This window comes from Micromonospora aridisoli (assembly GCF_056150025.1).
In genome coordinates, this window is sequence record NZ_JAXCFK010000014.1 from 107,537 (window position 1) to 134,284 (window position 26,748).

The 26,748-nt window shown below is 70.0% G+C and carries 21 protein-coding genes; 11 read left to right on the plus strand and 10 right to left on the minus strand.

The window, feature by feature from the left end:
- Window positions 1–46 precede the first annotated feature (46 nt).
- On the plus strand, window positions 47–496 hold the full coding sequence (locus SM447_RS25435; RefSeq protein WP_474575393.1) for a MarR family winged helix-turn-helix transcriptional regulator: 450 nt from the start codon (window positions 47–49) through the stop codon (window positions 494–496).
- Window positions 497–609: 113 nt separating this feature from the next.
- Complete coding sequence (locus SM447_RS25440) at window positions 610–1,107, plus strand: VOC family protein (RefSeq protein ID WP_474575394.1); 498 nt, start codon at window positions 610–612, stop codon at window positions 1,105–1,107.
- A 40-nt stretch (window positions 1,108–1,147) separates the two neighbouring features.
- Here SM447_RS25440 and SM447_RS25445 read toward each other — a convergent pair whose 3' ends face one another.
- A complete protein-coding gene (locus SM447_RS25445; protein WP_474575395.1) occupies window positions 1,148–2,617 on the minus strand; it encodes a hypothetical protein in 1,470 nt (489 codons plus the stop codon).
- 412 nt (window positions 2,618–3,029) lie between these two features.
- On the opposite strand from SM447_RS25445, the gene argS reads away from it, so the two are divergent.
- Entirely contained in the window at window positions 3,030–4,754 is a 1,725-nt protein-coding gene (gene argS / locus SM447_RS25450; protein WP_474575413.1) for an arginine--tRNA ligase, read from the plus strand.
- A gap of 105 nt (window positions 4,755–4,859) precedes the next feature.
- Here argS and SM447_RS25455 read toward each other — a convergent pair whose 3' ends face one another.
- The 4 genes from SM447_RS25455 to fxsT form a co-directional block, all read right to left on the minus strand.
- Window positions 4,860–5,762, minus strand: a complete 903-nt coding sequence (locus SM447_RS25455) for a permease prefix domain 1-containing protein (RefSeq protein ID WP_474575396.1) — start codon at window positions 5,760–5,762, stop codon at window positions 4,860–4,862.
- Entirely contained in the window at window positions 5,759–6,172 is a 414-nt protein-coding gene (locus SM447_RS25460; protein WP_474575397.1) for a PadR family transcriptional regulator, read from the minus strand. The genes SM447_RS25455 and SM447_RS25460 overlap by 4 nt, the downstream gene beginning before the upstream one ends.
- Window positions 6,173–6,240: 68 nt before the next feature.
- Window positions 6,241–6,987, minus strand: coding sequence for a VOC family protein (locus SM447_RS25465; RefSeq protein WP_474575398.1), 747 nt, complete (start codon window positions 6,985–6,987; stop codon window positions 6,241–6,243).
- A 191-nt stretch (window positions 6,988–7,178) separates the two neighbouring features.
- Window positions 7,179–10,025, minus strand: coding sequence for an FxSxx-COOH system tetratricopeptide repeat protein (gene fxsT / locus SM447_RS25470; RefSeq protein WP_474575399.1), 2,847 nt, complete (start codon window positions 10,023–10,025; stop codon window positions 7,179–7,181).
- 119 nt (window positions 10,026–10,144) lie between these two features.
- On the opposite strand from fxsT, the gene SM447_RS25475 reads away from it, so the two are divergent.
- The gene (locus tag SM447_RS25475; protein ID WP_474575400.1) at window positions 10,145–10,588 is read left to right on the plus strand and encodes a hypothetical protein; all 444 of its coding nucleotides are present in this window, start codon (window positions 10,145–10,147) and stop codon (window positions 10,586–10,588) included.
- Window positions 10,589–10,618: 30 nt separating this feature from the next.
- Window positions 10,619–10,918 (plus strand): hypothetical protein, encoded by a 300-nt coding sequence (locus tag SM447_RS25480; protein ID WP_474575401.1) that lies wholly within the window; start codon window positions 10,619–10,621, stop codon window positions 10,916–10,918.
- Between the two features lie 52 nt (window positions 10,919–10,970).
- On the opposite strand, the gene SM447_RS25485 is transcribed toward SM447_RS25480, so the two are convergent.
- Window positions 10,971–11,795: an alpha/beta hydrolase gene (locus SM447_RS25485; protein WP_474575402.1), complete on the minus strand. Its 825-nt coding sequence runs from the start codon at window positions 11,793–11,795 to the stop codon at window positions 10,971–10,973.
- A gap of 234 nt (window positions 11,796–12,029) precedes the next feature.
- On the minus strand, window positions 12,030–12,989 hold the full coding sequence (locus SM447_RS25490) for an aminoglycoside phosphotransferase family protein (RefSeq protein WP_474575403.1): 960 nt from the start codon (window positions 12,987–12,989) through the stop codon (window positions 12,030–12,032).
- Between the two features lie 497 nt (window positions 12,990–13,486).
- Between SM447_RS25490 and SM447_RS25495 the strand changes: the two genes are divergently transcribed.
- From SM447_RS25495 to SM447_RS25515, 5 genes are all read left to right on the plus strand, one after another.
- Window positions 13,487–14,944, plus strand: a complete 1,458-nt coding sequence (locus SM447_RS25495; RefSeq protein ID WP_474575404.1) for a glycoside hydrolase family 43 protein — start codon at window positions 13,487–13,489, stop codon at window positions 14,942–14,944.
- A gap of 118 nt (window positions 14,945–15,062) precedes the next feature.
- The gene (locus tag SM447_RS25500; protein ID WP_474575405.1) at window positions 15,063–16,196 is read left to right on the plus strand and encodes a cupin domain-containing protein; all 1,134 of its coding nucleotides are present in this window, start codon (window positions 15,063–15,065) and stop codon (window positions 16,194–16,196) included.
- A gap of 4 nt (window positions 16,197–16,200) precedes the next feature.
- Complete coding sequence (locus SM447_RS25505) at window positions 16,201–17,064, plus strand: alpha/beta fold hydrolase (RefSeq protein WP_474575406.1); 864 nt, start codon at window positions 16,201–16,203, stop codon at window positions 17,062–17,064.
- Window positions 17,065–17,144: 80 nt separating this feature from the next.
- Window positions 17,145–17,372 carry a cation:proton antiporter regulatory subunit gene (locus SM447_RS25510; RefSeq protein WP_164447009.1) on the plus strand — a complete coding sequence of 76 codons (228 nt, stop codon included), beginning with the start codon at window positions 17,145–17,147 and terminating at the stop codon, window positions 17,370–17,372.
- Window positions 17,373–17,420: 48 nt separating this feature from the next.
- A complete protein-coding gene (locus SM447_RS25515) occupies window positions 17,421–18,899 on the plus strand; it encodes a cation:proton antiporter domain-containing protein (protein WP_474575407.1) in 1,479 nt (492 codons plus the stop codon).
- A gap of 20 nt (window positions 18,900–18,919) precedes the next feature.
- Here SM447_RS25515 and SM447_RS25520 read toward each other — a convergent pair whose 3' ends face one another.
- The 3 genes from SM447_RS25520 to SM447_RS25530 form a co-directional block, all read right to left on the minus strand.
- Window positions 18,920–20,725: a hypothetical protein gene (locus SM447_RS25520; protein WP_474575414.1), complete on the minus strand. Its 1,806-nt coding sequence runs from the start codon at window positions 20,723–20,725 to the stop codon at window positions 18,920–18,922.
- Window positions 20,726–20,918: 193 nt separating this feature from the next.
- Complete coding sequence (locus tag SM447_RS25525; protein WP_474575408.1) at window positions 20,919–22,532, minus strand: xylulokinase; 1,614 nt, start codon at window positions 22,530–22,532, stop codon at window positions 20,919–20,921.
- 5 nt (window positions 22,533–22,537) lie between these two features.
- The gene (locus SM447_RS25530; protein ID WP_474575409.1) at window positions 22,538–24,859 is read right to left on the minus strand and encodes an aminotransferase class III-fold pyridoxal phosphate-dependent enzyme; all 2,322 of its coding nucleotides are present in this window, start codon (window positions 24,857–24,859) and stop codon (window positions 22,538–22,540) included.
- A 111-nt stretch (window positions 24,860–24,970) separates the two neighbouring features.
- Here SM447_RS25530 and SM447_RS25535 point away from each other — a divergent pair, with 111 nt between their 5' ends.
- Window positions 24,971–26,152 carry a PucR family transcriptional regulator gene (locus tag SM447_RS25535; protein WP_474575410.1) on the plus strand — a complete coding sequence of 394 codons (1,182 nt, stop codon included), beginning with the start codon at window positions 24,971–24,973 and terminating at the stop codon, window positions 26,150–26,152.
- The last annotated feature ends 596 nt before the right edge of the window (window positions 26,153–26,748 follow it).

Genomic DNA, 26,748 nt, shown 5'->3' on the forward strand with positions numbered 1-26,748 from the left:
ATTAGGTGAGGCTCGGTGACGTGTCAATGAAATGTAGAGTGTTCGGATGGACACCTACTGGCTGAGCGAGGACGAGGAACAGGCGTGGCGGGCCTTCCGGCGGTTGCTCATCGCACTGCCGGCCCGGATCGGTCGTGACCTGGCGCGCGACTCGGGGCTCTCCGCGGCGGACTACGAGGTGTTGAGCACACTGTCGGAGAAGCCCGACCGCCGGTGGCCGCTCAAGGAACTGGCCGCCAAGATGGAGTGGTCGCGCAGCCGGCTGTCCCACCACGCCGCGCGGATGCAGGGCCGAGGGCTGATCGACAAGGAACCTGATCCGCAGGACGCGCGCGGCTGCCTCCTGCACCTGACCGACGACGGCTTCGCGGTCCTGGAACAGGCGGCACCGCACCACGTCGTCTCGGTGCGGTCCCGCTTCCTGGAGCACGTCAGCGCCGACGAACTCGCGATGCTGCGCAGGCTCTCGACCCGGATCGCTGACCTGCCGGACTGAGTGACACAACGAGGCGTGCGGAGCGGTCGGTCTCAGGTGGTCGCCGTCCGCCGAGCACCACACCATTGCCGGAGCGGCGCCGAGCGCCCGCCCGACGGAACCAGGAGAGTGGGATGAGCGCAACCGAGAAGCCCGTGCCGGCCGTCCGGCAGCTGCGACTGGTGGTGCAGGCCGAGGACTACGAGGCGGCGGTGCGGTTCTACCGTGACGTGCTCGGGCTGCCCGAGCAGGCCGCGTACTCCGGCGCGGACGACGCCCGGGTGGTGATCCTGGACGCCGGGCGTGCCACGCTGGAGATCGCCAACCCGGCGCAGAAGCGCATGATCGACGACGTCGAGGTGGGGCGGCAGGTGGCACCGCAGATCCGGGTGGCGTTCGAGGTCGACGACACCGCCGCCACCACCGACCGGCTGGTCGAGGCCGGGGCCGAGCAGGTGGCACCGCCGACCCGCACGCCGTGGCACTCGGTCAACGCCCGTCTCGACGCGCCGGCAGGGCTGCACATCACCGTGTTCCAGGAACTGCGCACGCTCGACGAGCGTGCCGCACTCGACGGGTTCGGCACCGAGACGGCCGGACCCCCACGCACCGGCGACGACGCGGGTCGCTGACCGGACACCTCGGAGCCGGCGACACCGGGTGCGTCCCCGCTCAGGCGGCTGCCGGCTTCGGGGTGCCGCAGAGCTTGGTGCCGGGCGGGATGATCTCCTCCGCCGTGTGGATGACGTACGGCTTCGGTCCCAGCTTGCCGGACGAGTTGATCGGCGCGATGTTCACCAGGCTGAGGAACTTGTTGATCACTCTCACCACCGGGGCGAGGATCTCGTAGCCGATGCCGTACGAGGCACGGACGCCGAGGCCGACCCCGCGGCAGACCGCCAGCGGTGCGCCCAGCGCCGATCCGATGGTCGTCCCGTAGGCGGTCGACACCTCGAAGAACAGACCGGCCTTGAGCACGAAGGCGCTGAACCCGACATCGAACCGGACCTGGTGCTCGATCAGCAGCCCCATCACCCCGACCGGGACCCCACGCAGGGAGTTGATCAGGCTTTCCTTGCGCTTGAAGTTCTTGCTGACCTGAGGGCCGAAGGTGCCGTTGACGTAGCCGTAGCCGAGCGAGCCGGCCAGGGAGAACTCGCCGTTGCCCTTGACCGTGCCGACCTTCGCACCGAACGCGGTGGTGACCTTCAGCGTCTGGCTGACGGTGAGCGCCAGCGGTACGCCGATGACTCTCCCGATCGGGATGCTGAACTCCGCCGGGACGGGAAGCACCGCGGTGATGTTCTGCCCGTCCTGGAGCCCCGCCTCGAACGAGTAGCGGATGCCGAAGCCACCACTGATCGAGAGGTCCGCCCGGGTGACGGAACCGCCCTTGATGCTCAGGTGGAAGTCCGCCTCCGGCCGGTTGAAGGTGAGCGCGGCCCGCCCGGACAGCTTCGTACCGTCGCGGTCGTAGTGGAAGCTGACCTCGGCGCCGTCGTTGAGGCTCACCCCGGTGGAAAAGTTGGCGACTACCGACTTGACCTCACCGCCGCCACGGGCCGGTGGCGGCTGGGCCGGCCGGGGTGGCGGCGGGGCGAGCCGCAGCGGAGCGGCGCGCCCGGCGCGACCGGACGGCGTGGCACCGAGCGTCTCGGCCTCCTCCTCGGACATCGCCCAGAGCGGTTCTCCGGCCTGGTAGACGACCGGGTTCTCGATCGCGATGCCCCGCTGCTCGAGGATGCCGTCGCGGATCACGTCGGTGACGGTGACCGGGCCGATGGTGACGAGCAGGTCGCCACCGTCGCGCCGCACGTCCAGCACCCGGCCCACGCCTCGGCCGGTGACGAACATGATCTTACCGGGCGCCAGCTTCCCGGCGCGGGGCGCGGCAGCGTCGATCCGCCAGGTCAACCCGTCCGCGGTGACCGACCGGACCGAGCGGCCTCCGCCGCCGACGAGGACCACGTCGGGCTGGTACGTCAGGTCTGGATGGGGCACGGGTGCCAGCCCGTAGCGAAGCGCGGATTCGCTGTACGGGTCATCCTCGACGGCGGCCGGATCGGCGGGGTTTCCGTTGCCGCAACCGGCTGCCGCCAGGGCCAGGACCACCGTGAGGACGGCCGAGACAACCTTGCGCACCGGTACTCCTCGTCGGCTCGGGACACGACCGGCACCGACCGTCCGGTGTCGGACCCGGTCCATGAGAGGCGGACCGGGGCGGGCCTGCGATCGACCCTAGAGAGTGCCCGCGGCGCGGGAATCAGGGTTTTCCCCACCCGTCGACGGACGCGCTGCAGCAGGCCCGCGCAGACCGGGCCCGCCGCCGCACCGAGTTGTGCGTACACTTCCGGCATCTGGCCGCGCTCGGATCGCGGCCCGGCGTTCGAGGCGGTGGAGATGGACCGGGTGCTCGGCACCGTCCGCCGCTCGCGCCTGCGACGACGATAGTCGTCCGTCCTCTCGCGCGTACCTCCGTCGTGTCCGCACCTGCCGTGCGGCCGACCGCCTCGTGACGATCCCGTTCATCCCATCCCAGGGAGCTCCCGTGACCGTGCCCTCGTTGGCCTCGTCGTTGTCCGACTCCGTCTCCGCCGCCGCGGCCCGCCTGGGGATGGCGGACCTCGCGCCGCAGGTTCGCCGTTCCGAGCACGCCGACTTCCAGTCCGACGGAGTGCTGGCGGCGGCGCGGACCCGGCGGCGGAACCCGCGAGAGATCGCGGCGGAGATGGTCGCGCGGCTGTCCGCGGACGGTCGGGTGGCCGCAGCCCAGGTGGCCGGGCCGGGCTTCGTCAACCTCGACCTCACCGACGGGGCGCTGCTGGCGCAGCTCGCCGACCGGCTCGCCGGTCCCCGGCTCGGTGTCGGCACTCCCGAGGCGGGCGTCACCACCGTGATCGACTACTCCCAGCCGAACATCGCCAAGGAGATGCACGTCGGGCACCTGCGCTCCACCATCATCGGCGACGCGTTGGTGCGGGTCCTGGAACACCTCGGCGGCACCGTGGTCCGGCGCAACCACATCGGCGACTGGGGAACCCAGTTCGGCATGCTGATCCAGCATCAGGTCGAGCACCCCGAGCCGACGGCGCCGGAGGACGCGGGCACGATGCGCCGGCTGGCCACGCTCTACCGGCGGGCGCGGGCGGAGTTCGACACCGACCCCGCCTTCGCCGACCGGGCCCGGCGGCGGGTGGTGGCGTTGCAGGCCGGCGACCCGGCCACCGTCGCGGTGTGGCGCGACATCGTCGCCGAGTCGACCCGCTACTTCACCGACGTCTACGACCGGCTCGGCGTACGGCTGACCGACGCCGACTCGGTGGGGGAGAGCGCCTACAACGCCGCGCTGCCCGGAGTCGCCCACGATCTCGAAAGCCGCGCCGTCGCCGTGCGAAGCGACGGTGCGCTCTGCGTCTTCTTCGACGACATCCGCGGGCCCGACGGCGAGCCGACTCCCTTGATCGTACGCAAGAGCGACGGCGGCTTCGGCTACGCCGCGACCGACCTGGCCGCCCTGCGGCAGCGCGTCGGCGAACTGCACGCCGACCGGCTGCTGTACGTGGTCGACGCCCGGCAGGCGCTGCACTTCCGGATGGTCTTCGACACCGCCCGTCGGGCCGGCTGGCTGCCGCCGACCGTGCCCGCCGTGCACGTGGCGTTCGGCACCGTCCTCGGCCCCGACGGGCGGCCGTTCAAGACCCGGGCCGGCGACACCGTACGCCTGGTCGACCTGCTCACCGAGGCCGTGGACCGGGCCCGTGACGTGGTCGCCGCCAAGAACCCAGGGCTGACCGGGGCGGCCCTGGACGAGCGCGCCCGGCAGGTCGGCATCGGTGCGGTGAAGTACGCCGACCTGGCCAACAACCGGGTCCGCGACTACACCTACGACCCGCAGCGGATGCTGGCGCTGACCGGCAACACCGGCGTCTACCTGCAGTACGCGCACGCCCGCGTACGCTCCATCCTGGCCCGCGCGGACGGCGCCGACGCGACCGTCGACCCGGGAGCAGCGCTGGAACCCGCCGAGCGGGCGCTGATCCTCGACCTCGACGCCTTCGCCGACACGCTCGCCGAGGTGGTCGCCGGGTACGAACCGCACCGCCTCTGCGGCTACCTGTACCGGCTGGCGCAGACCTTCACCACTTTCTACGAGCACTGCCCGGTGCTGCGCGCCACCGGCACGCGGCGCAGCAACCGCCTGGCCCTGTGCCAACTGACCGCCGAAACCCTCCGCACCGGCCTGACCCTGCTAGGCATCCCCGCCCCCACCCACCTCTGACCCGGTGCCCACACCCGACGATCGCCCCGTTGATCAAGAAATTTGCGTCGTGTTTCGGCGGTGCCGACGACCAGAACTTCTTGATCAACGGGGTGGGGGTGGGGGTCAGCGCTGGGGGTGGCGGAACTGCATGCGGGCCAGCATCAGCAGCATGACCACGACCCCGCCGAGCGGTGCGAGCCAGGACCAGGTCCAGCCGACGGTGAAGCTGAGCACCCCGAAGGTGGCGATCGCGACCAACCAGAGCGTGGCCGTGTAGATCCCGAACCGGGCGGCGGCGGCCGGGTCCCTGGTGAACACGTCGACCGCCTCCCGGTGGGTCGCCTCCATGCTCAGCACCCATGGCTTGTGCCGGTTGGTCTGGGTGCCACCGAGGTAGGCGAAGAGCACCACCGCCGCGACCACCGCGAGGGCCCCGCCGACCAGCCACGGAAGGCCGCCGTTGGCCAGGAACTGCCAGCCGGCGCCGAGGCCGGCCAGCACCAGGGTGACGGCGACGCCGTACCCACCGGCGCGTCCCGCCGGCATCGGGTAGCTGGTCGAGGTCTCCTGGCGTAGCGCGTCGGCGGTGCCGGCCCCGGCCGTGACCGCGACGGCGGCCGCCGCCACCAGCAACCATCCCCACGGTACGGCGGTGCCGGCCACGGCGAGCACCAGGAGCACGACTCCGGTGACGCCGAGCGCGGCGAGCAGCGTCGTGCGGACCAGGAATCCGGGCGCCGGACGGACCCGGTGGCGCTCCCATTCGGCATGGCCGGAGGTCGCCCCGGTGGCCGGTATCGCGTCCAACAGCGGGCCGAGGTCGCCCAGCTCGGTCATGGCCTCGCGGGCGGCGGCAGCGGGGGACCGGCCGGCGTCGACCAGCTCGCCGACGCGGGCGACCAGGTTTGCCCGGATCTCCTCCTTGAGATCCTGCCGTTCGGGGCTCATCTCGGCACCGGCGAACGCCTCGTCGAGCAGCCGGTGGACGTCCAGCGCGGTGTCGTGGGTGGAGCGTGCGGTGGTCATGCGGACTGCCCTCCGGTCGTTTCGTTGGGGTGGCCGGCACGGTCGGCCAGGTCGAGCAGGGTGTCGATGAGGTCGCGGGTCACCGACCACGCCGCCACGTTGCGGCGGTACACCGCCCGTCCGGCGTCGGTGATCCGGTAGTACTTGCGGCGGCCGCCCTGGGTCTCGTCGCCCCAGTACGACTCGATCAGCCCGTCCCGGGCGAGCCGGCGGTAGCTGGCGTACAGGGTGGCTTCCTTGATCTCGTGGCGGCCGCCGGTGCTGTCCCGGATCCGCTTGAAGATCTCGAAGCCGTAGCTGTCGGTGCGGCGCAGCAGCCCCAGCACGATCGTGTCGGTGTGACCGCGCAGCAGGTCGGCGGCGAGCACGTCGTCGGCGGGAGATGCCACGGTCGCTGATTTATCAACCACGACCAGTACTGTATCAGATTAAGTACCTGTGCCGCTTGGGTTGCTGCTCCATCGAAGGCGACGTTCTCTCAGGAGGTGCCAGACAGCCAGGGTTCGAGCGTGCCCGGATCGGCGACGGCCTGTCGTACCTGCTCCCGCTCTCCGGCGCTCAGGCTCAGCGCCCGGAGCTGCGCCCCCCACTCCGAAACCCGCTCCGGCTCACCCAGCGCGGTGGCCAACTCGATCAGCGCGGCGAGCGCCAGCGCCCGCTCGACGCTCGACGCCGCATCGCCGTGCCGGCGCAACCCAGAGTTGAGCGCCCGGTACGCCGCCCGGTCGTCGGACTTGAACTCCCGCAGGATGCGGGCGTTGTCCAGCACCCGGGCCAGCCCGGTCAGCCGCTTCGAGCCGCCGTACTCCAACTCCTCGGGTTCGTCCCGGGCGATGAAGATGATGGTGTTGCCGGACGGGTCGACGACGCTGAACCGCGACGCGCCGGGCCGGTAGCGGGTGATCCGGGGCAACCCCCGGGCAAGCACCTTGCCGTACGCGCGGCGCATCGCCTCGGTGAAGGCCGCATGGTACGGCGCGACCGCGTCGACCATGACCAGGCAGCCGCCACTGCTCTCCTTCGCCGGGTCGAGGTCGCGGGGCGCCGGCCCGTAGTGCAGCTCGAATCCGCTCCACCGCAGCGCCAGATACACGTACGGCTTGCGCTGCTCGTAGGTGACCACGAAACCGAGCGCGCGCCAGAAGGTGAGTGTCTCGTCCACGGCCACGCACGGCAGCAGCGGCACGGTGGTCTCGTTCGGCTGGACACGATCGACGGTCGTCATGACTGGCCCCCCGGTCCGGATCGACGGTCCGGCCAGTGTGCCAGCGTCCACGACGTAGAACCGGTACGCCCCGGTCGGGCAGGACCGGTGCGGACCTGATCTGCTCTCAGGCGGGCGATGCGCGTCCACGGCCAGATCACGGTGTCAGCGACGTCGCCTTCAGTTCACGCGCCGGGTCTGCTCGCGGCGGGTCAGCGCTTCTTCCGCTTGCCAGGTCTCGGGCTCGGTCGTCCACCCATCTGCGCCCTGATTTCGTTGACCAGGTCCTGGGTCCGCCGCGTCCGCTGGTCGTGTGATCCGAACAGGCGTCGTTCTGCGTCGAGTTTCGCCGTTGCCTGTGTTCGTGCGGCCGGCACTGCGCCTCGCCGTAGTAGCAGATGCGCCAGGTTCCCTCGAGTTGCCAGGGTGTTGGGGTGGTCGGGGCCGAGGACGCGGAGTTGGTCGGTGAGCAGTTGCTCGTAACCGGTGATGGCGGCGTGGTGGTCGCCGGCCTCGCCTCTCCACGAGGCGAGGTTGTTGCGGATGGTGAGGGTTTCGGGGTGGTCGGGGCCGAGGACGCGGAGTTGGTCGGTGAGCAGTTGCTCGAAGCCGGTGATGGCGGCGTGGTGGTCGCCGGCCTCGCCTCTCCACCTGGCGAGACTGCCGCGGGTGTTGAGGGTGTGGGGGTGGTCGGGGCCGAGGACGCGGAGTCGGTCGGTGAGCAGTTGCTCGAAGCCGGCGATGGCGGCGTGGTGGTCGCCGGCCTCCCCTCTCCACCTGGCGAGACTGCCGCGGGTGTTGAGGGTGTGCGGGTGGTCGGGGCCGAGGACGCGGAGCCGGTCGGTGAGCAGTTGCTCGAAGCCGGCGATGGCGGCGTGGTGATCGCCGGCCTCCCCTCTCCAACTGCCGAGACTGCCGCGAGTGTTGAGGGTGTCGGGGTGGTCGGGGCCGAGGACGCGGAGTTGGTCGGTGAGCAGTTGCTCGAAGCCGGCGATGGCGGCGTGGTGATCGCCGGCCTCGCCTCTCCACGAGGCGAGGTTGTTGCGGGTGGTGAGGGTGTCGGGGTGGTCGGGGCCGAGGACGACGATGCGACGGGCTAGGACATTCTCGCCTTCGTCGACGCTCTCGCTCGCTCTCCCGAAGGCAGCGAGGAGGATGGCGTGATCGTTGGCGGAGCGCAGTGTGGCAGGGTCGTCCGGTCCGAGGGTCCTGTGCCGGCGCGCGAGTGTGTCCTCGACCAGGTTGAGCGCTTCCCGGTCGCGACCCTGATTATGGTAGGCGTGCGCGAGTTCGGCGGCTGCGGTGAGAGTGTGCGGGTCATCGGGGCCCAGATTCTGCCGCCATTGGTCGTAGAGACGTTCGGCGAAGCTGAACCCGGCACCGGTGTTGCCGCTGTAGAGCAGGTAGAGCATGGCGTCGGAGGCCACGTCGCGGAGGCCAAGGTCATCGGTGTTGCCCGGGTCCAAGGCCAGCAGGTGCGGCATGAGGAGGGACCAGGCCGGCCAGGTGGCCGCCGATGCCGGCTCGCCGGGATTACAGGCCGCCGCGAGGCTGCCCGCCTGCCGGCGCAGGTCGTCCTGCTTCTCTGCATCGAGTTGGCTAAGGACGAGGGTCTGCACCAGGCGGTGAACCTGGATGCCGCGTTGTGACATCCCGATGAGGTCACCGAGACGAGATGCGGTCTGGTAGAGCCGGATGGGGCTGACCAGTATCGGCCCCAGTGGCTCCGGCACAGGGCTGGGCGCGGCGGTGAGCATCGCCATCGGGATGGGTTCGGGTGCCATGACGCAGCACAGGCGCAGCAGATGCAGTGCCTCGTCGTCATCGGCAAGCTTGGTGATGGAGACACGCAAGGCTGCGGCGAGCGACCGCGGATATGACGGTGGTAGGCCGGCGTTGAGCACCTCATCGGCGTCGGTGTCCAACATCTGGAGATACAGCTCAACCGGCATTGTCAACAACACGGTGGCCGCTTGGACGAGTGCCAATGGGAGGTCACCAAGCTTGTCCGCCACCACGCCAGCGTTCTCGGCCGAGAGCTCCGGCACTCGATGCCGCAGGAGTGTCATCGACTCCCGCCGGGTCAGCAGCTCAAGGGTCACCCTGGTGAATTCGGGCCAGTTCCCCTTCCGCGAAGTGATGAGGACGTGGCCGACCCCGACGGGCACCCAGGGCTGGACCGCCTCGGCGGTCTCCGCGTTGTCGAAGACCAGCAGCCACCGTTTCGGCTGCTGCAGGTACCTGCGTAGCGCGGGCAGCGCCCCGGCCTCGCCGTGCTCGGCCACCAGTCCCAGATCGGTGGCGAGGGCGGTGAGCTGGGCTGGCACCAACTGCGGATCCTCGGCGTTGATCCAGGCCACGAGGTCGTACTGGGCGGCGAACCGGTGGACGTACTGCATCGCTACCTGGGTCTTGCCGACCCCGCCGAGCGGAACTGATGACTGAATCACGACGGGCTGTCCAGGCCGGAGCCGCCGACGTACCTCGTCAATGTCACGATCGCGGCCGATGAAATCCGCGTTGCGGTGCGGCACCTGCCACAGCGTCGGCTGGTGCGCCCCCGGAAGCCGAGGGGCCTCGTCCGTCGAGCGCTGTCGAGGAACCTGCGGGCCTGGGAAGGCGGGCTCCGTTGCGGGGCGTTGCGTCGGGCGCACCGCATTGATCAGAACTCGGTGCGCGTCCTCGGCCGACAGTCCGGCCAAGCTCGGGGCGATCAGCGGACGGAGCAGCGGCGGGGGAGTGGCATCGTCCAGGCGCAGCGGGATCAGACGTCCGTGCCGGTCATGTCCGGACATGACGCCGGTCCACTCGTCGGTGGTGAACCGTTGGTGTTCGAAGTATGCCGTGGAGAACAGCGCCACCACCCGGTCTGCCTGCTGCAACGCCTGGCTCATCCGCACTATCGCGTTGTCACCGGCAGCCCAGTCCCACAGGTCGAGTTCCACCGTGTACCCGGCCTGTTCCAACTGCCAGGCAGCCCACTCCGCCCACGCCCGATCCGGGCCAGCATAGGAGATGAACAGCTTCTCAGCAGTCAACGCCCCGGCATCCGTTGTCACGCAACAGACCTACCATGTAGGACAATCCGACTCGCCACCCAGTGTCCTGTTGACGACACTGCAAGGTCACTTGTGGGCCGCCGGTATCGTGACGCCCGACAGCGAAGCGGAGGTGCACGGTGACCACCATCGACGAGGAGCTGCGGGTCAAGCACCTGGCCGACATCCAAGCCACGGTCTCACGCCTCGCGCAGAACTCGTTCACCATCCGCGGCTGGTCCGTCACCCTCGTTTCCGTCGTCTTCGCCGTCCTGAACAGCAAGCCGACCACTGACGCCCTGGCCTGGCTGCCCCTGCTGCCCGCCGCGGTCTTCTGGTGGCTGGACGCCTACTACCTCCGTCTCGAGCGCCTCTACCGGCGTCATTACGCACAGGTCGCCACCCGGCTGACCAGTGGTCCGCCCGCCGACGGACCCGACCTGGCACCCTTCGACATGGACGTCACGCGTCACCGTACTGCCGTGCCCAATCTGCTGCGGACCATGCTCGCTCCCAGCGTCGTCACCATCCCCGCCATCCTGATCGTCGTCATCACCGCGTATCGTCTCGCCGCTGCGCAGTAACCCCCACCGCAGCGGTCGGAGGGAGTTCGGGTGTCGCTCTCCGGCTGGTTGGCCTGTCCGCAGTGCGCCACGAGTCTGGCGCTGGGCACCGCTTACCGGCTGGGAGACCAGCGGGTCGGCTACTTCCAGGACGGTTACACCGCCAACTCCGGCCAGCCGGAGTTGACCCGGGCGCTGTGGAAGTTCCTCGCCGATCACGCCACGCACCCGCTACGGGTGCTGCTGCCCGACAGGCCGGGCTACGACGACCTGGACCGGTTCCGGGAGATCGGCGGTGACGAGCGGGGCGACGTTTCCTTCGCCGAGTACCTCGACGAATGGCCAGGCTGAAGCCCGACGGCCGCCTTGTCTTGAGCCGGGCCGACGCGGACGTGGTCTGCTCTCAGGCGGGGCGCGGCATGCGCGCGTTGCGCAGCGCCCAGTCCAGGGCGTGGTCCGCGACCGCCTCCCAGCCGGGTGCGCCACAGGTCCAGTGATCCCGCCCGGCGAACTCGTGGTACTCGGTTACCGCTGGGGACCTCTCGTAGTGCTTCGCGTTCGACCGGTTCACCGACGGGGGCATGGTGTGGTCCTCCGAGCCGGCGATGAACAACAGCGGCGCCCGATCGGCCGAGTAGTCCACCCAGGTGTCCTGGTGGCCGGGCTTGAAGTTGGCGATCAGCCCGTACTCGAAGATCCAGTAGCCCGGCGCGGGGATGTGGTACCGGTCCCAGACCGCCCGCGACTCGTCCTCGGTCAGGGTGTTGGTGAAGGCGTAGTGGAACTCCTCGGGGGTGAACCCGACGGCGCGGTGCCGGTTGGCGGGATTCTTCAACGCCGGAAACAGCGACCTCGCCTGGGCGACCGGGGTGACCCGGACGCCCTCCGTGGGAGCGGAGTCGATGGCGACCCCGGCACAGCCCAGACCACGGGCGAGCAGCAACTGGGTGAGGGCACCGCCGAAGGAGTGACCCATGATGATCGGCGGCGTGGGCAGCCGCCGGACGACGTCGGCGAGATGGTCGATGGTCTCGGCCACGGTGAGGTTGGCGATCATCTCCGGGTTCCTCCGGAGCGCCTCGACCTCGATCTCGAAGCCGGGGTACCCGGGCGCGAGGACGGTCAGCCCGCGCGCCCGGTAGTACTCCACCCACCGCTCCCAGCTGCGCGGCGTCATCCAGAGCCCGTGCACGAGCACCACCGTGTCGGGCCTGCCGGTGTCGGGCATGGCGGTCTCCCTCTCCCGTCGACCGGCCGTCGGACAGGCCGGTCAGGGTCGCGTCACCCTCAGGATCGCCGGACCTCCGCCACGACGGAGCATTTCGTCGGATCCCGTCCGGCCCACTTCACCCGCAAGCTGGCTGATGAGCGGCGGCCGAGGCGGCGCATTCGCCGCAGCTCGGCACAACCCCCTGCGATCGGCCGGGGACTTGCGGCCGCGCGCTGTCGCCGTGGTCGACCCTCACGCTTTTGATGCTCCAGCGGGGGATTGGTGACAGTGCTCGCTGGTGTACTCGGAGAAGATTTCGGCGAGGATGTGTCGTGCGGTCGCGAATTCTGCTGCGTCCTCGGGATCTCCAACGGTGTAGGAGCAGGTGGCGAGGGTTTTCCAGAGGGCCCAGCCACGTCCGCGCGCCCACGTCGCATCATCCACCGACAGCCGCGTGCGGAATGCCTGCCGGCCGTCGGCGGTCAGCAGCGTCCAGGCGATCGCCAGATCGCAGGCCGGGTCACCGACGCCGCAGGTGCCGAAGTCGATGACGGCAGCCAGCTGGCCGTCGGCAAGTAGCAGGTTGCCCCGGGCGATGTCGCCATGGAACCAGCGGTCGACACCGTCCCAGCGGGAGTCGAGTGCCCTCGCCCAGATCTCGCGCACCAGTTCGGTATCGACGTGGCCGTCCAGCTCCGTGAGCGCTCGCTGAACTTCCCTGTCGTAGGTCCGTAGGGTGCCGCCCCGGAACCAGTTGTGGACCCCCGGCTGCGGACCGCCGGCGGCATCGACGTCCTGCAGGGCCGCCAGGAACTCGGCCAGGTCGAGCGCGAATCGCACCGGGTCGGCGATGCCCTCGGCGCTCGCAGGCTCGCCGTCGAGCCACCGGTAGATCGACCACGGGTAGGGATAGCCCGCAGCTGGCTCGCCTTTGGCCACCGGGGTGGGGATGGGCAGCGGCAGCCGAGCGGCGAGGGTCGGGAGCCACCGATGTTCCTTGTCGACCGCCAGGGCGTACTCGGCGGCGCTGGGCAGACGTACCAGCCTTTCGGGGCCGAGGTGGAAGGTCCAGTTGTCCCAGCCGCCGTTGGCCACCGGCTCGATCGGGAGGTCGGCCAGGTGCGGGAACTGGTCGGCGACGAGCCGACGCACCTGTGACGTGTCGACGGAGATGCGCTGCGGCGGAGGACCGAGATCCGGAACATCAGTCACTGAGCCGTCCTCGTCTGACCGTCGAGATCTGGGCGCGACGTGATTTGCCAAGTCGATCATAGCGGGCGGTGTGGGTTGACCACGACGCGACGAGTGGCTATCGGACACAGGGATCCAGGTACTCGTTGCGCCGCCCGTCGCTCAGCGGTCGCAGGGTAAAACCCCGTGAGGGGCTGGCGTAACAACACGTGAGCCCACTCACCCCGGCGCGGTCGGCCGGCGAGATGACGCAGGTTCTTTCCGGTACGCCCCAACCTTTTCCCGCTACCGGTCGTCTTGCTGGTAGGTCACTCCAAGGTTCAGGCGAGCAGCCGAAGCCCCGGCGCGACAACACCGTGCACGACCCGTGCCATGGCGGGGGAGGCCGTCGACTGCCGTCTTGACGGCCGTCGATTTGAGGCGGAGACTTCGTAACACCCCCGAAACAGTGACCTTGGCCGGTCCGGCGAGGGTGATGTTAACGCTAACGTCGGCTCGGCCGGACCGGAGAGCCGCGCATGTCCAGAGTCCTGACCAGGCTGAGTGCCCTGCTCGCCGCCCTCTGTCTGCTCGTGCTGCCCTCGGTGCAGGCACCGAGGGCGGAGGCCGCTGCGCTCGACCCGTTCACCGGTTACCTCATGGCGCACTTCACCGGCGAGTCGGCCAACGGCGAGCAGGTCTACTTCGCGCACAGTCGGGACGGGTTGACCTGGCGCGATCTCAACAACGGCTCGCCGGTGCTGCTCTCCACGGTCGGCACTCGCGGCGTCCGTGACCCCTCCATCGTCCGCTCACCCGCCGGCGACCGGTACTGGATCGTCGCCACCGATCTGCGGATCGCCAGCGGCACCTCATGGAACGACGCGGCGAACCGGGGCAGCCGGTCGCTGGTGGTGTGGGAGTCCCGCGACCTGGTCAACTGGTCCACTCCTTGGCTGATCAACGTGGCCGGCGCGATCCCCGGTGCCGGCAACGCCTGGGCGCCGGAGGCCATCTACAACCCGGCGACCGGCGACTATGTCGTCTACTGGGCGACGAACTCCCTCCGCGACGGCGTGACCAAGCACCGCATCTGGTACGTGCGGACCAGCGACTTCCGCAGCTTCACCGCGCCCCAGCTCTACATCGAGCGGCCCGGCGGCGGCCAGGGCATCATCGACACCCAGATCATCGAGGTGCCGGGTGCCGTCGGCGGCTACCGCTACTACCGGGCGTCGGCCGACGGGCACATCACCATCGAGGCCAGCAACTCGATCCTCGGCTCGTGGACGACGCTGGGCAACCTGTCGCACCTGGGCATCTCGAACGGCACGGGCGGCGGCAACGTCGTCGAGGGGCCGATGTGGATGCAGTTCAACGGCCGCAACGAGTGGGCCCTCTGGCTCGACCAGTACGCCACCGGTCGCGGATACATGCCGGTCACCTCCACCAACCTGGGCAGTGTCACCAACTTCCGGACCCGGTCGGACTACAACCTGGGCGGCACCCGCAAGCGGCACGGCTCGATCCTGAACCTGACCGCCGCCGAGGAGAGCGCGGTGCTCGGGCGGTGGGGCGCCACCACCCCGGTCAACCGGATCCAGGCGTACACCCATCAGGACCGGTACGTGCGGCACGTCAACTACGACGTACGCATCGACGCGAACGTCAGCCCGGCGCAGGACGCCCAGTTCCGGGTGGTGCCCGGCCTGGCTGGTGGCACCGGGTACGTGTCGTTCGAGTCGGTCAACCACCCCGGCCACTACCTGCGGCACTACGGCTTCGACTTCGTGCTGGCGGCCAACGACGGCAGCTCGGTCTTCGCCGCCGACGCCGCCTTCCGGCAGGTCGCCGGACTCGGCAACTCGTCCTGGTCGTCGTTCCAGTCGTACAACTATCCAGACCGGTACATCCGGCACTACAACTACCTGCTCCGGCTTGATCCGATCAACGACGCCCAGGCGCGCAACGACGCCACGTTCCGGCTGACCTCCTGACGGCAGGCCGGATCCCCGGCGTCGCCGTTTGCGGGGCGACGTCCGGGGGAATCCGGGCTGCCCGGTGCGGTGCCCGTCGGGCGCGACGACGCCGTTTGGAGCAGGTAGGAGTTGACCGATGGCGGACACCGATCCCCAGCCGCGGCGCGGTGACCAGGGCGCTGCACCCATCGCCGGGCGCAACGTGGAGCTGGAGCGGCAGAACCCCGACCTGCTGGTACCACCAACCACGGACAGCCGGCTGGTACCGAACCTGAAGTTCTCCTTCTCCCAGGCGCACACCCGGGTGGAGAAGGGTGGCTGGACGCGCGAGGTCACCATGCGGGATCTGCCGATCGCCACCACTCTCGCCGGGGTCCAGTTCGGCCTGGAGCCCGGCGCGTACCGGGAGATCCACTGGCATCAGGAGTCGGAGTGGGCGTACATGCTCAGCGGCAGCTGCCGGATCAGTGCGGTGGATCAGGAGGGACGCAACTTCACCGAGGATGTCCAGGCCGGTGATCTGTGGTTCTTCCCGCAGGGCATCCCGCACCACATTCAGGCCCTGGCCGACGGCGCGCAGTTCCTGCTGGTGTTCAACGACGGTGGCTTCTCGGAGAACAACACGTTCCTGCTCAGCGACTTCTTCGCCCACGTGCCCAGGTCGGTGCTGGCGAAGAACTTCGGTTGGTCGATGGAGCAGATGGCCGGCCTGGCCCAGCATGAGAGGTACATATTCGCCGGGGACGTCCCGCCGCCGTTGTCGATGGACCGCATCGTCAGCCCCACCGGCGACGTGCCGCGCAGCTTCAAGCACCGGATGCTCGCGCAGACCCCGCAGCATTTTCGCGGCGGCACGGTACGGATCACCGACTCGACCAACTTCGCCGCCTCGACGACCACCGCCGCCGCCCTGGTGGAGGTGGAGCCCGGCGGGATGCGGGAACTGCACTGGCACCCGACGACCGACGAGTGGCAGTACTACATCTCCGGCCGGGGACGCATGGGTGTGTTCGCCTCCTCGGCCGCCGCCCGCACCTTCGACTTCCAGGCCGGCGACGTGGGATACGTGCCGTTCGCCTACGGACACTACGTCGAGAACACCGGCGACGAACCGCTGGTCTTCCTGGAAATGTTCCGCCACCCCCGGTTCGAGGACATCTCGGTCATGCAATGGATGGCCAACACGCCCCACGAGGTCATCTCCGACACCATCAACGTGTCGCAGTCCCTGATCGACGTGCTGCCGCAGACCAAGCAGGTGGTGATCTAGAGGTATGGCCATCGCGCACCGACGGGTCGACGTGGGTGGCATCGACACGTTCTACCGGGAGGCGGGGCCGGCGGACGCTCCGGTGCTCCTGTTGCCGCACGGGTACCCCTGCTCGTCGTTCCAGTTCCGTGGCCTGATGCCCGCCCTGGCCGACCGGTGGCGCACGATCGCGCCCGACTTCCCCGGCTTCGGCTACAGCGCGACTCCAGCGGACTTCGCGTACACCTTCGACGGGCACGCCGACTTCCTGCGCCGGTTCGTCGACACCCTGGACCTCGACCGGTACGTGATCTACCTGCACGACTACGGCTCGCAGCACGGGCTGCGGCTGGCCATGAGTCAGCCGGCGCGGATCGCCGGGTTGATCATTCAGAACGGGGACATCTACGAGGACCAGCACGGCCCTAAGTACGCCCCGTTGAAGCGGTTCTGGGACGACCCCACGCCGGCCGGCCGCCGCCAGCTGTCCGAGGCGGTGTGTCTGGCCGGCTTCCGCGACGAGTTCCTCGGCGAACTGCCGCCACGCGTCGCCGAGCGGGTCAGCCCGGACCTGTGGACCCTGTCCTGGGCGGTGCTGAACACTCCCGAACGGCGTGAGCACCTGACCAACCTGCTCGCCGACCAGCGGCACACCCGACAGTGGTTCACCCGCCAGCAGGAGTACCTGCGAACGCACCAGCCGCCCACCCTGATCGTCTGGGGTCCGCACGACGGTTACATGCCGGAGGGGGCTGCCCGGGCGTACCTGCGGGACCTGCCGCAGGCTCGGCTGCACCTGCTCGACGGCGGCCACTGGCTGCTGGAGACCCACCTGGACGCCGTGGTGGCGTTGGTGCGTGATTTCCTCGACGAGGCGTACCGGGGCTGAGGCGCACGGTGGGCCACAGCTCGACCTCGCCGGCTCGTACCATTGCGCAGAGATCGGGGAACGCGCGACGGGGAGGGGCCATGGGCAAAGGGATCTACGTGCAGGAACTGCCGGGAATCGGCAAGCGGTACGACGTCGACCTGGGCAGCAACACCCAGCGGATCTCGGTGGTGGTGCGCCGGGACGGCACCCGCGACCTGTACGTCTTCGCCGCCGGCAAGGATGATCCGGTGGCCGTGATCGAGATGTCGGAGGAGCAGGCGCGCAAGGTCGGCGCGCTGCTGGCCGGCACGTACTTCTCCGAGTAGCGTCCCGCGCCGTACGCCTTTCTCCAGTCCGCTCCAGGAGTCCTCACCGTGCATGCTGACCTCGTGGGCTTCGGAGCCCTCGTGCTGATCGCCGGCCTGCTGGCCCGCGCGGGTCGCCGGATCAACCTGCCCACCGTGCCGTTCTTCATGCTCGCCGGCATCCTGCTCGGACCCGGCACCCCCGGTCCCGCGTTGATCGCCCATCCCGAGGACCTGAGCCTGCTCGCCTCCCTCGGCCTGGTGCTGCTGCTGTTCCACCTGGGGGTCGAGTTCCCGGTGGAGCAGGTGCTCGGCAGCGGCAAGCGGTTGTTCGTCGCCGCCGGCGCGTACATCACCCTCAACGTGGGTGCCGGCCTGCTCTTCGGCTTGGCACTGGGCTGGGGTGGCTACGAGGCGTTCGTGATCGCCGGTGCCCTCGGCATCTCCTCCTCGGCGATCGTCACCAAGCTGCTCATCGAGTTCCGCCGGCTGGCCAACGCCGAGACCCCGGTCATCCTCGGCATCATCGTGATCGAGGATCTGTTCCTCGCGTTGTACCTGGCGCTGCTCTCGCCGCTGCTGTCCGGGGCCGGGTCCGCCGGGGAACTGGTGCTGCGGATCGGTCTGAGCTTCGCCTACCTGGTGGTGCTCTTCGCCGTCGCGCGATTCGGTGCCCGCCTGGTCGGCAAGGTCATCGACAGCAACGAGGACGAGTTGCTGGCCATCCTCATGGTCGGGCTGGTGGTGCTGGTCGCGGGTGTCTCGGCGGAGATCGGGGTCTCCGACGCGATCGGGGCGCTGATGATCGGCCTGGTGATCGCGCGTACCCCCATCCGGGAGCGGGTGGAACGCCTGGTCCTGCCGTTGCGCGACGTCTTCGCCGCGGTGTTCTTCGTGGCGTTCGGGCTGAGCATCAACGTCAACGCGATCGGCGCGGTGGCGGTGCCGGTGCTGCTGGCGGTCCTGATGACGGTGGTGACCAACGTGCTCGCCGGGTTGATCGCCGGCCGGCTGTTCGGGCTCAACCAGCGCGGCGCGGCCAACGTCGGCCTGACCGTGCTGGGGCGTGGCGAGTTCTCACTGATCCTGGCCACCCTCGCCATCGCCGCCGGTCTCGACGGACGGCTCGGCCCGTTCATCGCCCTGTACGTGCTGATCCTGGCCGTGGTGAGCCCGCTGCTGGCGGCGAACTCGCGCTACCTGGCACGGATCATCCCGGACCGCCTGTTGCATGCGAGCTGGCGGTACGTGCGGGAGGAGACCATCAGCACCGCCTGTACCCACCTCGACCGGATCCACATCACCGAGTCCGATGCCGAGGCGTGCCCGCAATGTGTGGAGAGCGGCGACGACTGGGTGCAGTTGCGGATGTGTCTGACCTGCGGGGCGGTGGGCTGTTGCAGCGACTCGGTGAACAACCACGCCGAGGAGCACTACCGGCAGACCGGGCACCCGCTGATCCGGTCGCTGGAGCCGGGTGAGGACTGGCGCTACTGCTACATCGACGGTGCCCTGGTCCGCGAGCCGATGGGCGCCACCCGCGAGTAGGCAGCCCAGTCGCGCTCGCCTCAGTCGAGGTGGTACACGAGCGCGCCGTCGATCTCCTCCCTTCTGATGTCGAGGCCGTCCAGCGGCCGGGTGGCGACGCCGTCCCAGGGCGTACCCATGAGCCGATCCGGTAGCACGACCACCGACCGGATGCCGACCTGTCGGAGGAACGCGATGCTGACCGGGTCGGGGAAGGTCGTGCTCATCGTGCGGATCTGCTGCTGGCTGTCCGGCACGAAGGTGATGGAGCCGTTGGCGACGCGGGGAAACCCGTCGGTGGACCAGAGCATGACGTGGGACTCGGACACACCGTCGGCGGGCAGGACCAGGATCGGATCGGCCGCCGACCGCATCGCCGCCGGTGCGGTCGGCGCTTCGGGGTGCGGTGTCCGGTTGATCCCTTCGACAACCACCAGCAGCACGGGCAGCAGGAGCAGGATTCCGGTGGCCCGCCCTCGCCAGCCCAGCTTGGGGCGGTTCCGCCCGAACTCGCTGATCGCCCCCGCCGCGAGAACGGCGAGCAGCAGGCTCGTCCACACCATGAGCCGCCCCGGGGTTCGTAGTGCCTCCCAGCCCGGGAGCAGCCGCGACAACGTCAGATACCCCGGGTCGCCCGCTCCGGCGAGGTTGCTGCCCAGGCCGAGCGCACCGGTGACCAGCACACCGAGCCCGAGCAGGACACGGTGCCGTACCCGGAACACCGAGTAGCTCAGCCCGGCCACGGCCAGCATGATCAACGTGACACCGGGCAGCAGCGCCATCTCCGGCGGCCAGGACAACTGGGCACGGGCGGCTTCGAAGTGGTCACCCCACAGCCAGGAATCCGCGGGTGCGACGAAGTATCCCCGTAGCGGCGGCGAGAACATCTCCGTCCAGGACAGATCCCGGCGAGCCTGCGGATTCAACTCCACCACCCGCAGGAAGAACGTCCCCAGCCAGACGCAGACGGCACCGAAGACGGCACCACCGAACAGGTCGGCCAGTACCACCCGGCGACTCAGCACCCACCCACCGGTCCGCCACCTGGCCCAACCGACTGCCGCGACCACCACCAGCCCGGTACCGATCAGGAAGTAGAGCAGCGGCAGGCCGATCGCGAAGCCGAGAGTCACCTGCCAGGCGGCGACCAGCCAGCCGGCCACGATCCAGCCGGGGCGGTGCAGCGCCGGTCGGTGACCGTCCCGCAGGGACCAGCCATGTCCGCGAGCCAGCATCGCCAGGCACAGTGCGATGCCGCCGGTGGAGAGGATGTTCAGATGGCCGCTGTGGGCGAGCCGCCACGGCGCGAAGGCCCAGGCGATGCCCGCGACGGCCGCCGCGGTCCGGATGCCCCCGAGCTGACGGACCAGGGCGTACGCGCCGACGAAGGCGAGAGCGTGGGCCAGGACGTAGAGCAGGTTGTAGCGGAACACGGCCGCCTCCACGCCGTTACCGATGAAGGCGGCGGGCGCGTAACCGAGCAGGTTGTCGGTGTAGGCGTAGGTGTACAGCTCCGGGAAGAACGTGTTGGAGTGCCACAGCCGAAGCGGATCGGTGAGCAGTGCGTGCCCGCCCCAGGCCACCTGCCACGCCTGCAATGTGGGATCCCCGATGTCACCCGGAATGGTCGTCCACGGATGCTTCAGCGTCGGCCAGGTGAGGAGCACCGCCAATGCCACGCCGGCCAATGACGCCACCACCCATTCGTGACGCAACAGGCGCGCCGCCATTCGACCGGTGGCCGCCAGCCGTCCCTTGACCGATTGCGGCTGGACCGCTGATTCCTCCTGGTCAAGCCGGGATTGCGGCGGATCAGCGGAAGGGGCTCCGAGGAGCCTCCGACGTATCGCCTGCACATACCCTCCTGTCGATGGCCGGCACCGAGGCCCCAGCATCGCATTGATGCAATGGCAGACGCCATCGTCGATGGATATGGAAACTTCCAGGGTGGCGGCCGAGCCCGCTCGGACCACATTGTGAGAACGGGCGAAAAATGCCAATCAGGGGCGTGCGGGTGCGAAGGGGCGTCGACCGGCATGGTCAGCGCTCGACGCGGGAGCCCCCGGCATGGTTGAGGCGGCGGTAGACCGGGGCGAGTCGCTTGTGCAGTTCCCGGTAGACGTCGAAGATCTCGTCGTAGGCGGCCCGGTGCGTCGGATCGGGGGTGAAGACCCGGTCGGTACGCATCAGGCCCGGAAGATCGGCGAAGGTGAGCTGCCCGGTGCCGACCGCGCCGATCCAGCCGGCGCCCCGGGCGTTGACCGCGAGCGGTTGCGCGTCGCGGCGGATCTCGACGCCGAGCACGTCGGCGAAGATCTGACACCACGAGTCCGACAGCGCCCCGCCGCCGGTGATGGCCATCGAGGTGATCGGCGCACCGAGGAACCGGTTCACCGCGCCGGTGAGCCAGCGGGTGTTCAGCGCGACCCCCTCGAAGACCGCCCGCAGCAGGTCCGAGCGGTTGGTGTCGAGGGAGATGTTGAGGAAGCCGGCGCGTAGGTTCGCGTCGTCCACCGGGGCACGCTCGCCGTAGAGCCAGGGGGTGTACAGCACGCCGTTCGCGCCCGGCGGCACCGTCGGGATGATCGTGTCGAAGGCGTCGAAGATGGTGCCCTCGTCGCGGCTGAGGTGGCCGGCGGTGAGCAGCGGGTCGTCGTACTCGACGACCTTGTCCCGCAGCCAGGTCAGGTTGGCCCCGGCGGTGGCCTGGAGGGCGGTCAGCAGATAGCGGTCACCGATGGCACAGGGGACCGAGGCGATGCCGGCGGCGATGTCGGTCTTCTTCCGGGGCACGTGGGCCGCGATCCAGGAGGAGGTCCCGACGTACAGGTGCGGCTCGTTGTCGCCGGTGGTGCCGGCACCGACCGCCGCCGCCGTGTTGTCGATCGCCCCGGCGACCACCTGGACCGACGCGGGCAGCCCCAGGTGCACGGCGGCGGCCGGGGTCAGCGTGCCGATCACCTCGGTGCAGGCCACGATCGGCGGCAGCTTGTCCGCGTCGATGCCGCAGTCGGCGACCAGGGCGGGGGAGTAGCGGATATCGCCGGGACGTCGGTTGTCGGTCACCCACGAGGTCAGGATCGAGTCGACGGTGGCCACCGTGCGTCCGGTGAGCTTCAGGTTGATCCAGTCGAGCACGTTGAGGAACGTCGCCGTCCGCGCGTACACCTGCGGCAGGGTGTCGCGGACGAACAGCATGTGGGCGGCGGGGTCCTTGCCGGTCGGGGAGGGCATCCCGCCGGTCAGCCGCAGCCACCGGACGATCCGGCGCACCGACATCCCCTGGTACGCGGGAAATCCGCCGAACTGGCGGCGCAGGTGCGGCGCGCCGCGCATGTCGAGCCAGCTGATGCACGGGGTCAGCGGCTCACCGGCGGCGTCCACCGCGATCGTCCCCTCGCCCTGGGTGGAGGCGCAGACCGTGCGGACCGCCCGCATCTGGTCGGGGTGGGCGCGGCCCAGGTCGGCGGCGACCTGTCCGAGCGCCGCCCACCAGGCGAGGGGATCCTGTTCGGCGCCGCCACCGGGCAGCAGCCGCAGCGGGACGGGCCGCTCGGCCCAGCCGGTGACCGTGCCGTCGGCGGCGACCAGCGCCGCCTTCATCCCCGAGGTGCCCAGGTCGACCGCGAGGATCTGCGGCGGGAGGGCGGCCACCCGGCTCAGACCCCCTCGACCAGCGCGAAGACCTGGTCGAACCGGGTGAGCGCGTCGTCGATGACCTCGTCGGTGTCGGCCATCGAGGTGTACATGCGGGAGCCGGCCAGGGTGATGACGCCGTGCGCGGTGTAGGCGGCGCCCATCTGCTCCATCAGCCGCTTGCGGGCCTTGTTCTCCTTGAGCAGCTTCACCGGGTTGCGCATGTCCAGCAGCATGACCCCGCTGCACTCCAGGTGCACGATGGAGCCCTGGTTGTACGCCACGTACGGCAGCCCGTAGGAGTCGATCAGCCGCTGCAGCCCTCGGGTGAGCCGGTCACCGGCCCGTCCGGCGATCACCGGCGCGTTGGTGCGGACCATCTCCTCGATCGCGAAGTAGCCGGCCGCGCAGGACAGGGGGTTCGCCGACAGGGTGCCGCCGACCTGGATGTGCGCCCCGCTCCTGCCGTCCAGTCCGGAGCCGAAGACCGCCATCACCTCCGCCCGTCCGCCGACGCCGCCGGCCATCGGATAGCCCCCCGAGACCGCCTTGCCCAGCACGGTCAGGTCGGGGGTGACGCCGAAGTAGCCGGCCGCGCCGCCGAGGCCGAGACGGAAACCGGTGACCACCTCGTCGAAGATCAGCAGTGCGCCGAACTCGTCGCACAGATCGCGGACCCGCGCGTTGAAGTCACGGGGGACCGGGCGGGTGCCGGACTCCGGGCCGACCGGCTCGACGATGACGGCGGCCGTGCCGCCACGCAGCCGGTTCTCGATCAACTTGCGCTTGAGCTGGCCCAGGTCGTGCGGGAACGCTTCCCGGGTGCGGGCGGTGGCGCCGAACGGGATGCCCTTGGCGTTCATCCGGTACGTGCCGGGCACCCGCAGTCCGTAGACCATCGTGTCGGACCAGCCGTGGTACGCCCCACCCACCTTGATCACCATCTTCTTGCCGGTGTGTGCGCGAGCACCGCGTACCGCCGCCATCACCGCCTCGGTGCCGGAACCGAGGGAACGGTACATCTCCACGTGTGGCATGAACCGGTGGATGATCTCGGCGAGCTTCAGTTCGTACTCGTGGAACAGGCCGGTGACCGGACCGGAGGCCCGGACCACCTCGGCGACCCGTTCGTTGACCGGGCCGTAGTTGCTGCCCAGGATCGTCGGCCCGCCGGCCTGGAGGAAGTCGATGTAGGTGTTGCCGTCCCGGTCCACCAGGTACGCGCCCTCAGCCTTCTGCACGGCGAGGGGGAACGGGTAGTTGAACGCCAGGTTGTGCTGCACCCCGCCGGGGATCCGTCGCCGCGCCCGGTCGGTGATCTCCCTGCTGGCCCGGCACTTGGTGTCGAAGTAGTTGAGCACGTCGAGCATCGCGTCGTGGCGCAGGCCGCGCACCGGCTGGGCGGTCAGCGCCTTCAGCCGCCGCATCACGTCGTCGACGTCGGGATACTCGCTGATCGCGTACCCGAGCCGGGCCGATTCGGCGCCCGGCGCTCCGGCCGCCTCGTCCGTGCCCGCCGCCGACTGCGGCGGGGTGGGCCGGCGGGCGGCGATCTCGGCGGCCGCCGCGTCGGCGCTGGGCAGCGCCTCGTCGGCGGGTACCCGCAACGGCTCGACCGCCTCGGTGATCTGCGCGGCGATCCGCTTCTCGTCGGCCCGCAGCTTGGTGAAGGCGATCTCCCGGATCGCGGTCGGGATGGTGTGCACCTTTCCCGCCTCGCTGGTCAGCGCCAGCAGGTACGCGATGGAGACCTTCTCCAGCAGCGCCATGTTGAACACCGCCCGGTCCGGGTCGGTGCCCACCGCGACCACCCCGTGGTTGGCGATGATGAAGGCGTTGTCCCCGCTGGCCACCTTCTTCTGCACGTTGCGGGCCAGGAAACCGGTGCCCGACGGGGCGTAGTCGATGATCGCCACCTCCCGGCCCAGGAAACGCACCTGCTCGTCGGTGAGCGCCGGGATCGGTTTGCGCAGAAAGGCCAGCGCCGAGGCGTACGGCTGGTGGGTGTGCACGATCGCGTTGACGTCCGGCCGTTCCCGGTAGATGTTCGCGTGCATCCCGCACTCGATGGATGGCTTCAGCCCGGCACCGGAGTCGTCGGGCACGTGCCTGCCGTCGAAGTCCACGATGCACACGTCCTCGACGCGCATCCGGTCGTAGTCGTAGTTGCTCGGGGTCACCGCGTACAGCCGGTGGCCGGGCACCCGGACCGAGACGTTGCCCTCGGTGGCCTTGAGGTAGCCCCGGGCGAGCATCGTCCGACACATGTCGACGACATGCTGGCGGGACAGGCGGTGCTGCACGGCGTTCTCCTCCGTCGGGTCGTCGACCGCCGGGGCGCGCATCCGCTCGGCCCGGTCGTCGGTCCATCGTCGCGCGGAAGCTCCGGACGAAGCACCGTCCCGCCGGCAGCGAGAACTGCGGCCCTTCTTGTCCCGGCGTGACAAAATCGCCGGGTGAGCGCGCCCGTCTCCGCGACACCCTGGCGACGTCTGCCCGTCGACCTGGCCGCCGCGATGCGCCCGCACCTGCCGGCCACCGTGGCCGCCGTCGCGGTTGCCGTCACCGAGGCCACGCCCGCCTTCGCCGGCATCGCCGACGACAAGTTCGCCCGGGACGTGCGCACCGCGGTGCAGGTGGCGCTCGACCGCTTCCTCGACCTCATCGGCACCGGGGAACCGGCGTTGCCGCCCCGGTTCCGGGAGGTCTTCGTCGGGTTGGGTGCCGCCGAGGCGCGCGAGGACCGGGGGCCGGAGGCGCTGCTTGCGGCGCTGCGGACGGCGGCCCGGCTGCTGCTGCGTACGGCGTCCCAGTCGCTGGCGCGGCTGCGCCCGGTCGACCCGGAGGAACTGATCGACCTCTCCGACGCGGTCAGCGCGTACGTCGCCGAACTGGCCGCCGCGAGCACCGACGGGTACGCCCTGCAACTTCGCGAGCAGGCGGGGGAGGACGACCGCCGCCGGCAACTCGCCGAGCTGCTGCTGCGCGGCGACGGCATGCCCAGCGCCGTCGAGTCGGCGGCGAGCCGGGTCGGCTGGCCCGACCTGGACGCCGTGGTGCCCGTGCTGCTGCCGTTGGACCAGGCCCGCGACGCGCGGTTCCGGTACGGCGCGGACGGCCTGGTCCTGGAGCGGGGCCGCGACGCCGTGCTGCTGTTGCGGGCCGGCCCTCGGGCGGTACGCACCCCGCTGGCCGAGGCGTTGGCCGGCCGCTGGGCGGTGGTCGGCCCGGAACTGGGCTGGCCGCAGGTGCCGGCGGCAGTCCGGCTCGCCGAACTGGCCGCCGGGCTGGTCGGACCCGACCCCGGGCCGGTCTTCGTCGACGACCACCTGGTCGCACTGACCCTGCGCGGTGAGCAGCGGGCGCTGGCCGTGCTCACCGCCCGCCGACTCGCGCCGCTGGCGCACCTGCGCCCGGCACAGCGGGAGAACCTGCTGACGACGTTGTACGCCTGGCTGCGGCACTGGGGCTCGCGCGCCGACGTCTCCGCGGAGTTGTTCGTGCACCCGCAGACGGTGAGTTACCGCCTCAAGCGGCTGCGCGACCTGTACGGCGACGCCCTGGACGACCCCACCGCCCGCTTCGAGCTCCTGGTGGTGCTGACCAGCCAGCTCAGTACCCGTCCCGGCGTCGGCTAGCCGGCACGCCCACCAGGGTGCCGCAGCCCGGCCGCACGGCCGGAGGGCACTCGGCCGGTCGGCTGACCGGCGTCCGGAAGGTCTTTGGAACTTCCGGATGCCCGCGGCCCAACTCGGTCATGGAGGCTTCCGGCCGGCCGGCCGGGCCGATGACCAGCACGTTGTTACTGAGCAGCGCCAACGTGCTCACTCAGGTGAGCGGGTGGTCGTGGGAAGGTTTCGAGAGTATTTCCGGAAGTTGTTGACGGGTTGGCGACATCGAGCCAATACTGTTGCCCATCGACGCATCTAGATGATCGTCGATTGTCGCTACCTACTCCGCCGGTCACGGTGCAGTACGACCGGCACACCACCACCCGGTACGACGCCGACAGTCGATGGTGGCCGCCCAGTCACCGGAACCGCCGGTTCGTAGCGCACTGCTGGCCACCGGCCAGCCGTCATGAGGAGGAAGCATGAACAACGTCCCCGTCCCACCACGAAGTCGCAGGCGTGGACGCGTCAGGATGCTGGCTGCCGCCGCCTTCGCCGCAGTGTTGGCCACCACCGGCACTGTCGCGATCTCGGCCAGCCCCGCCCAGGCCGAGGCTGACCGG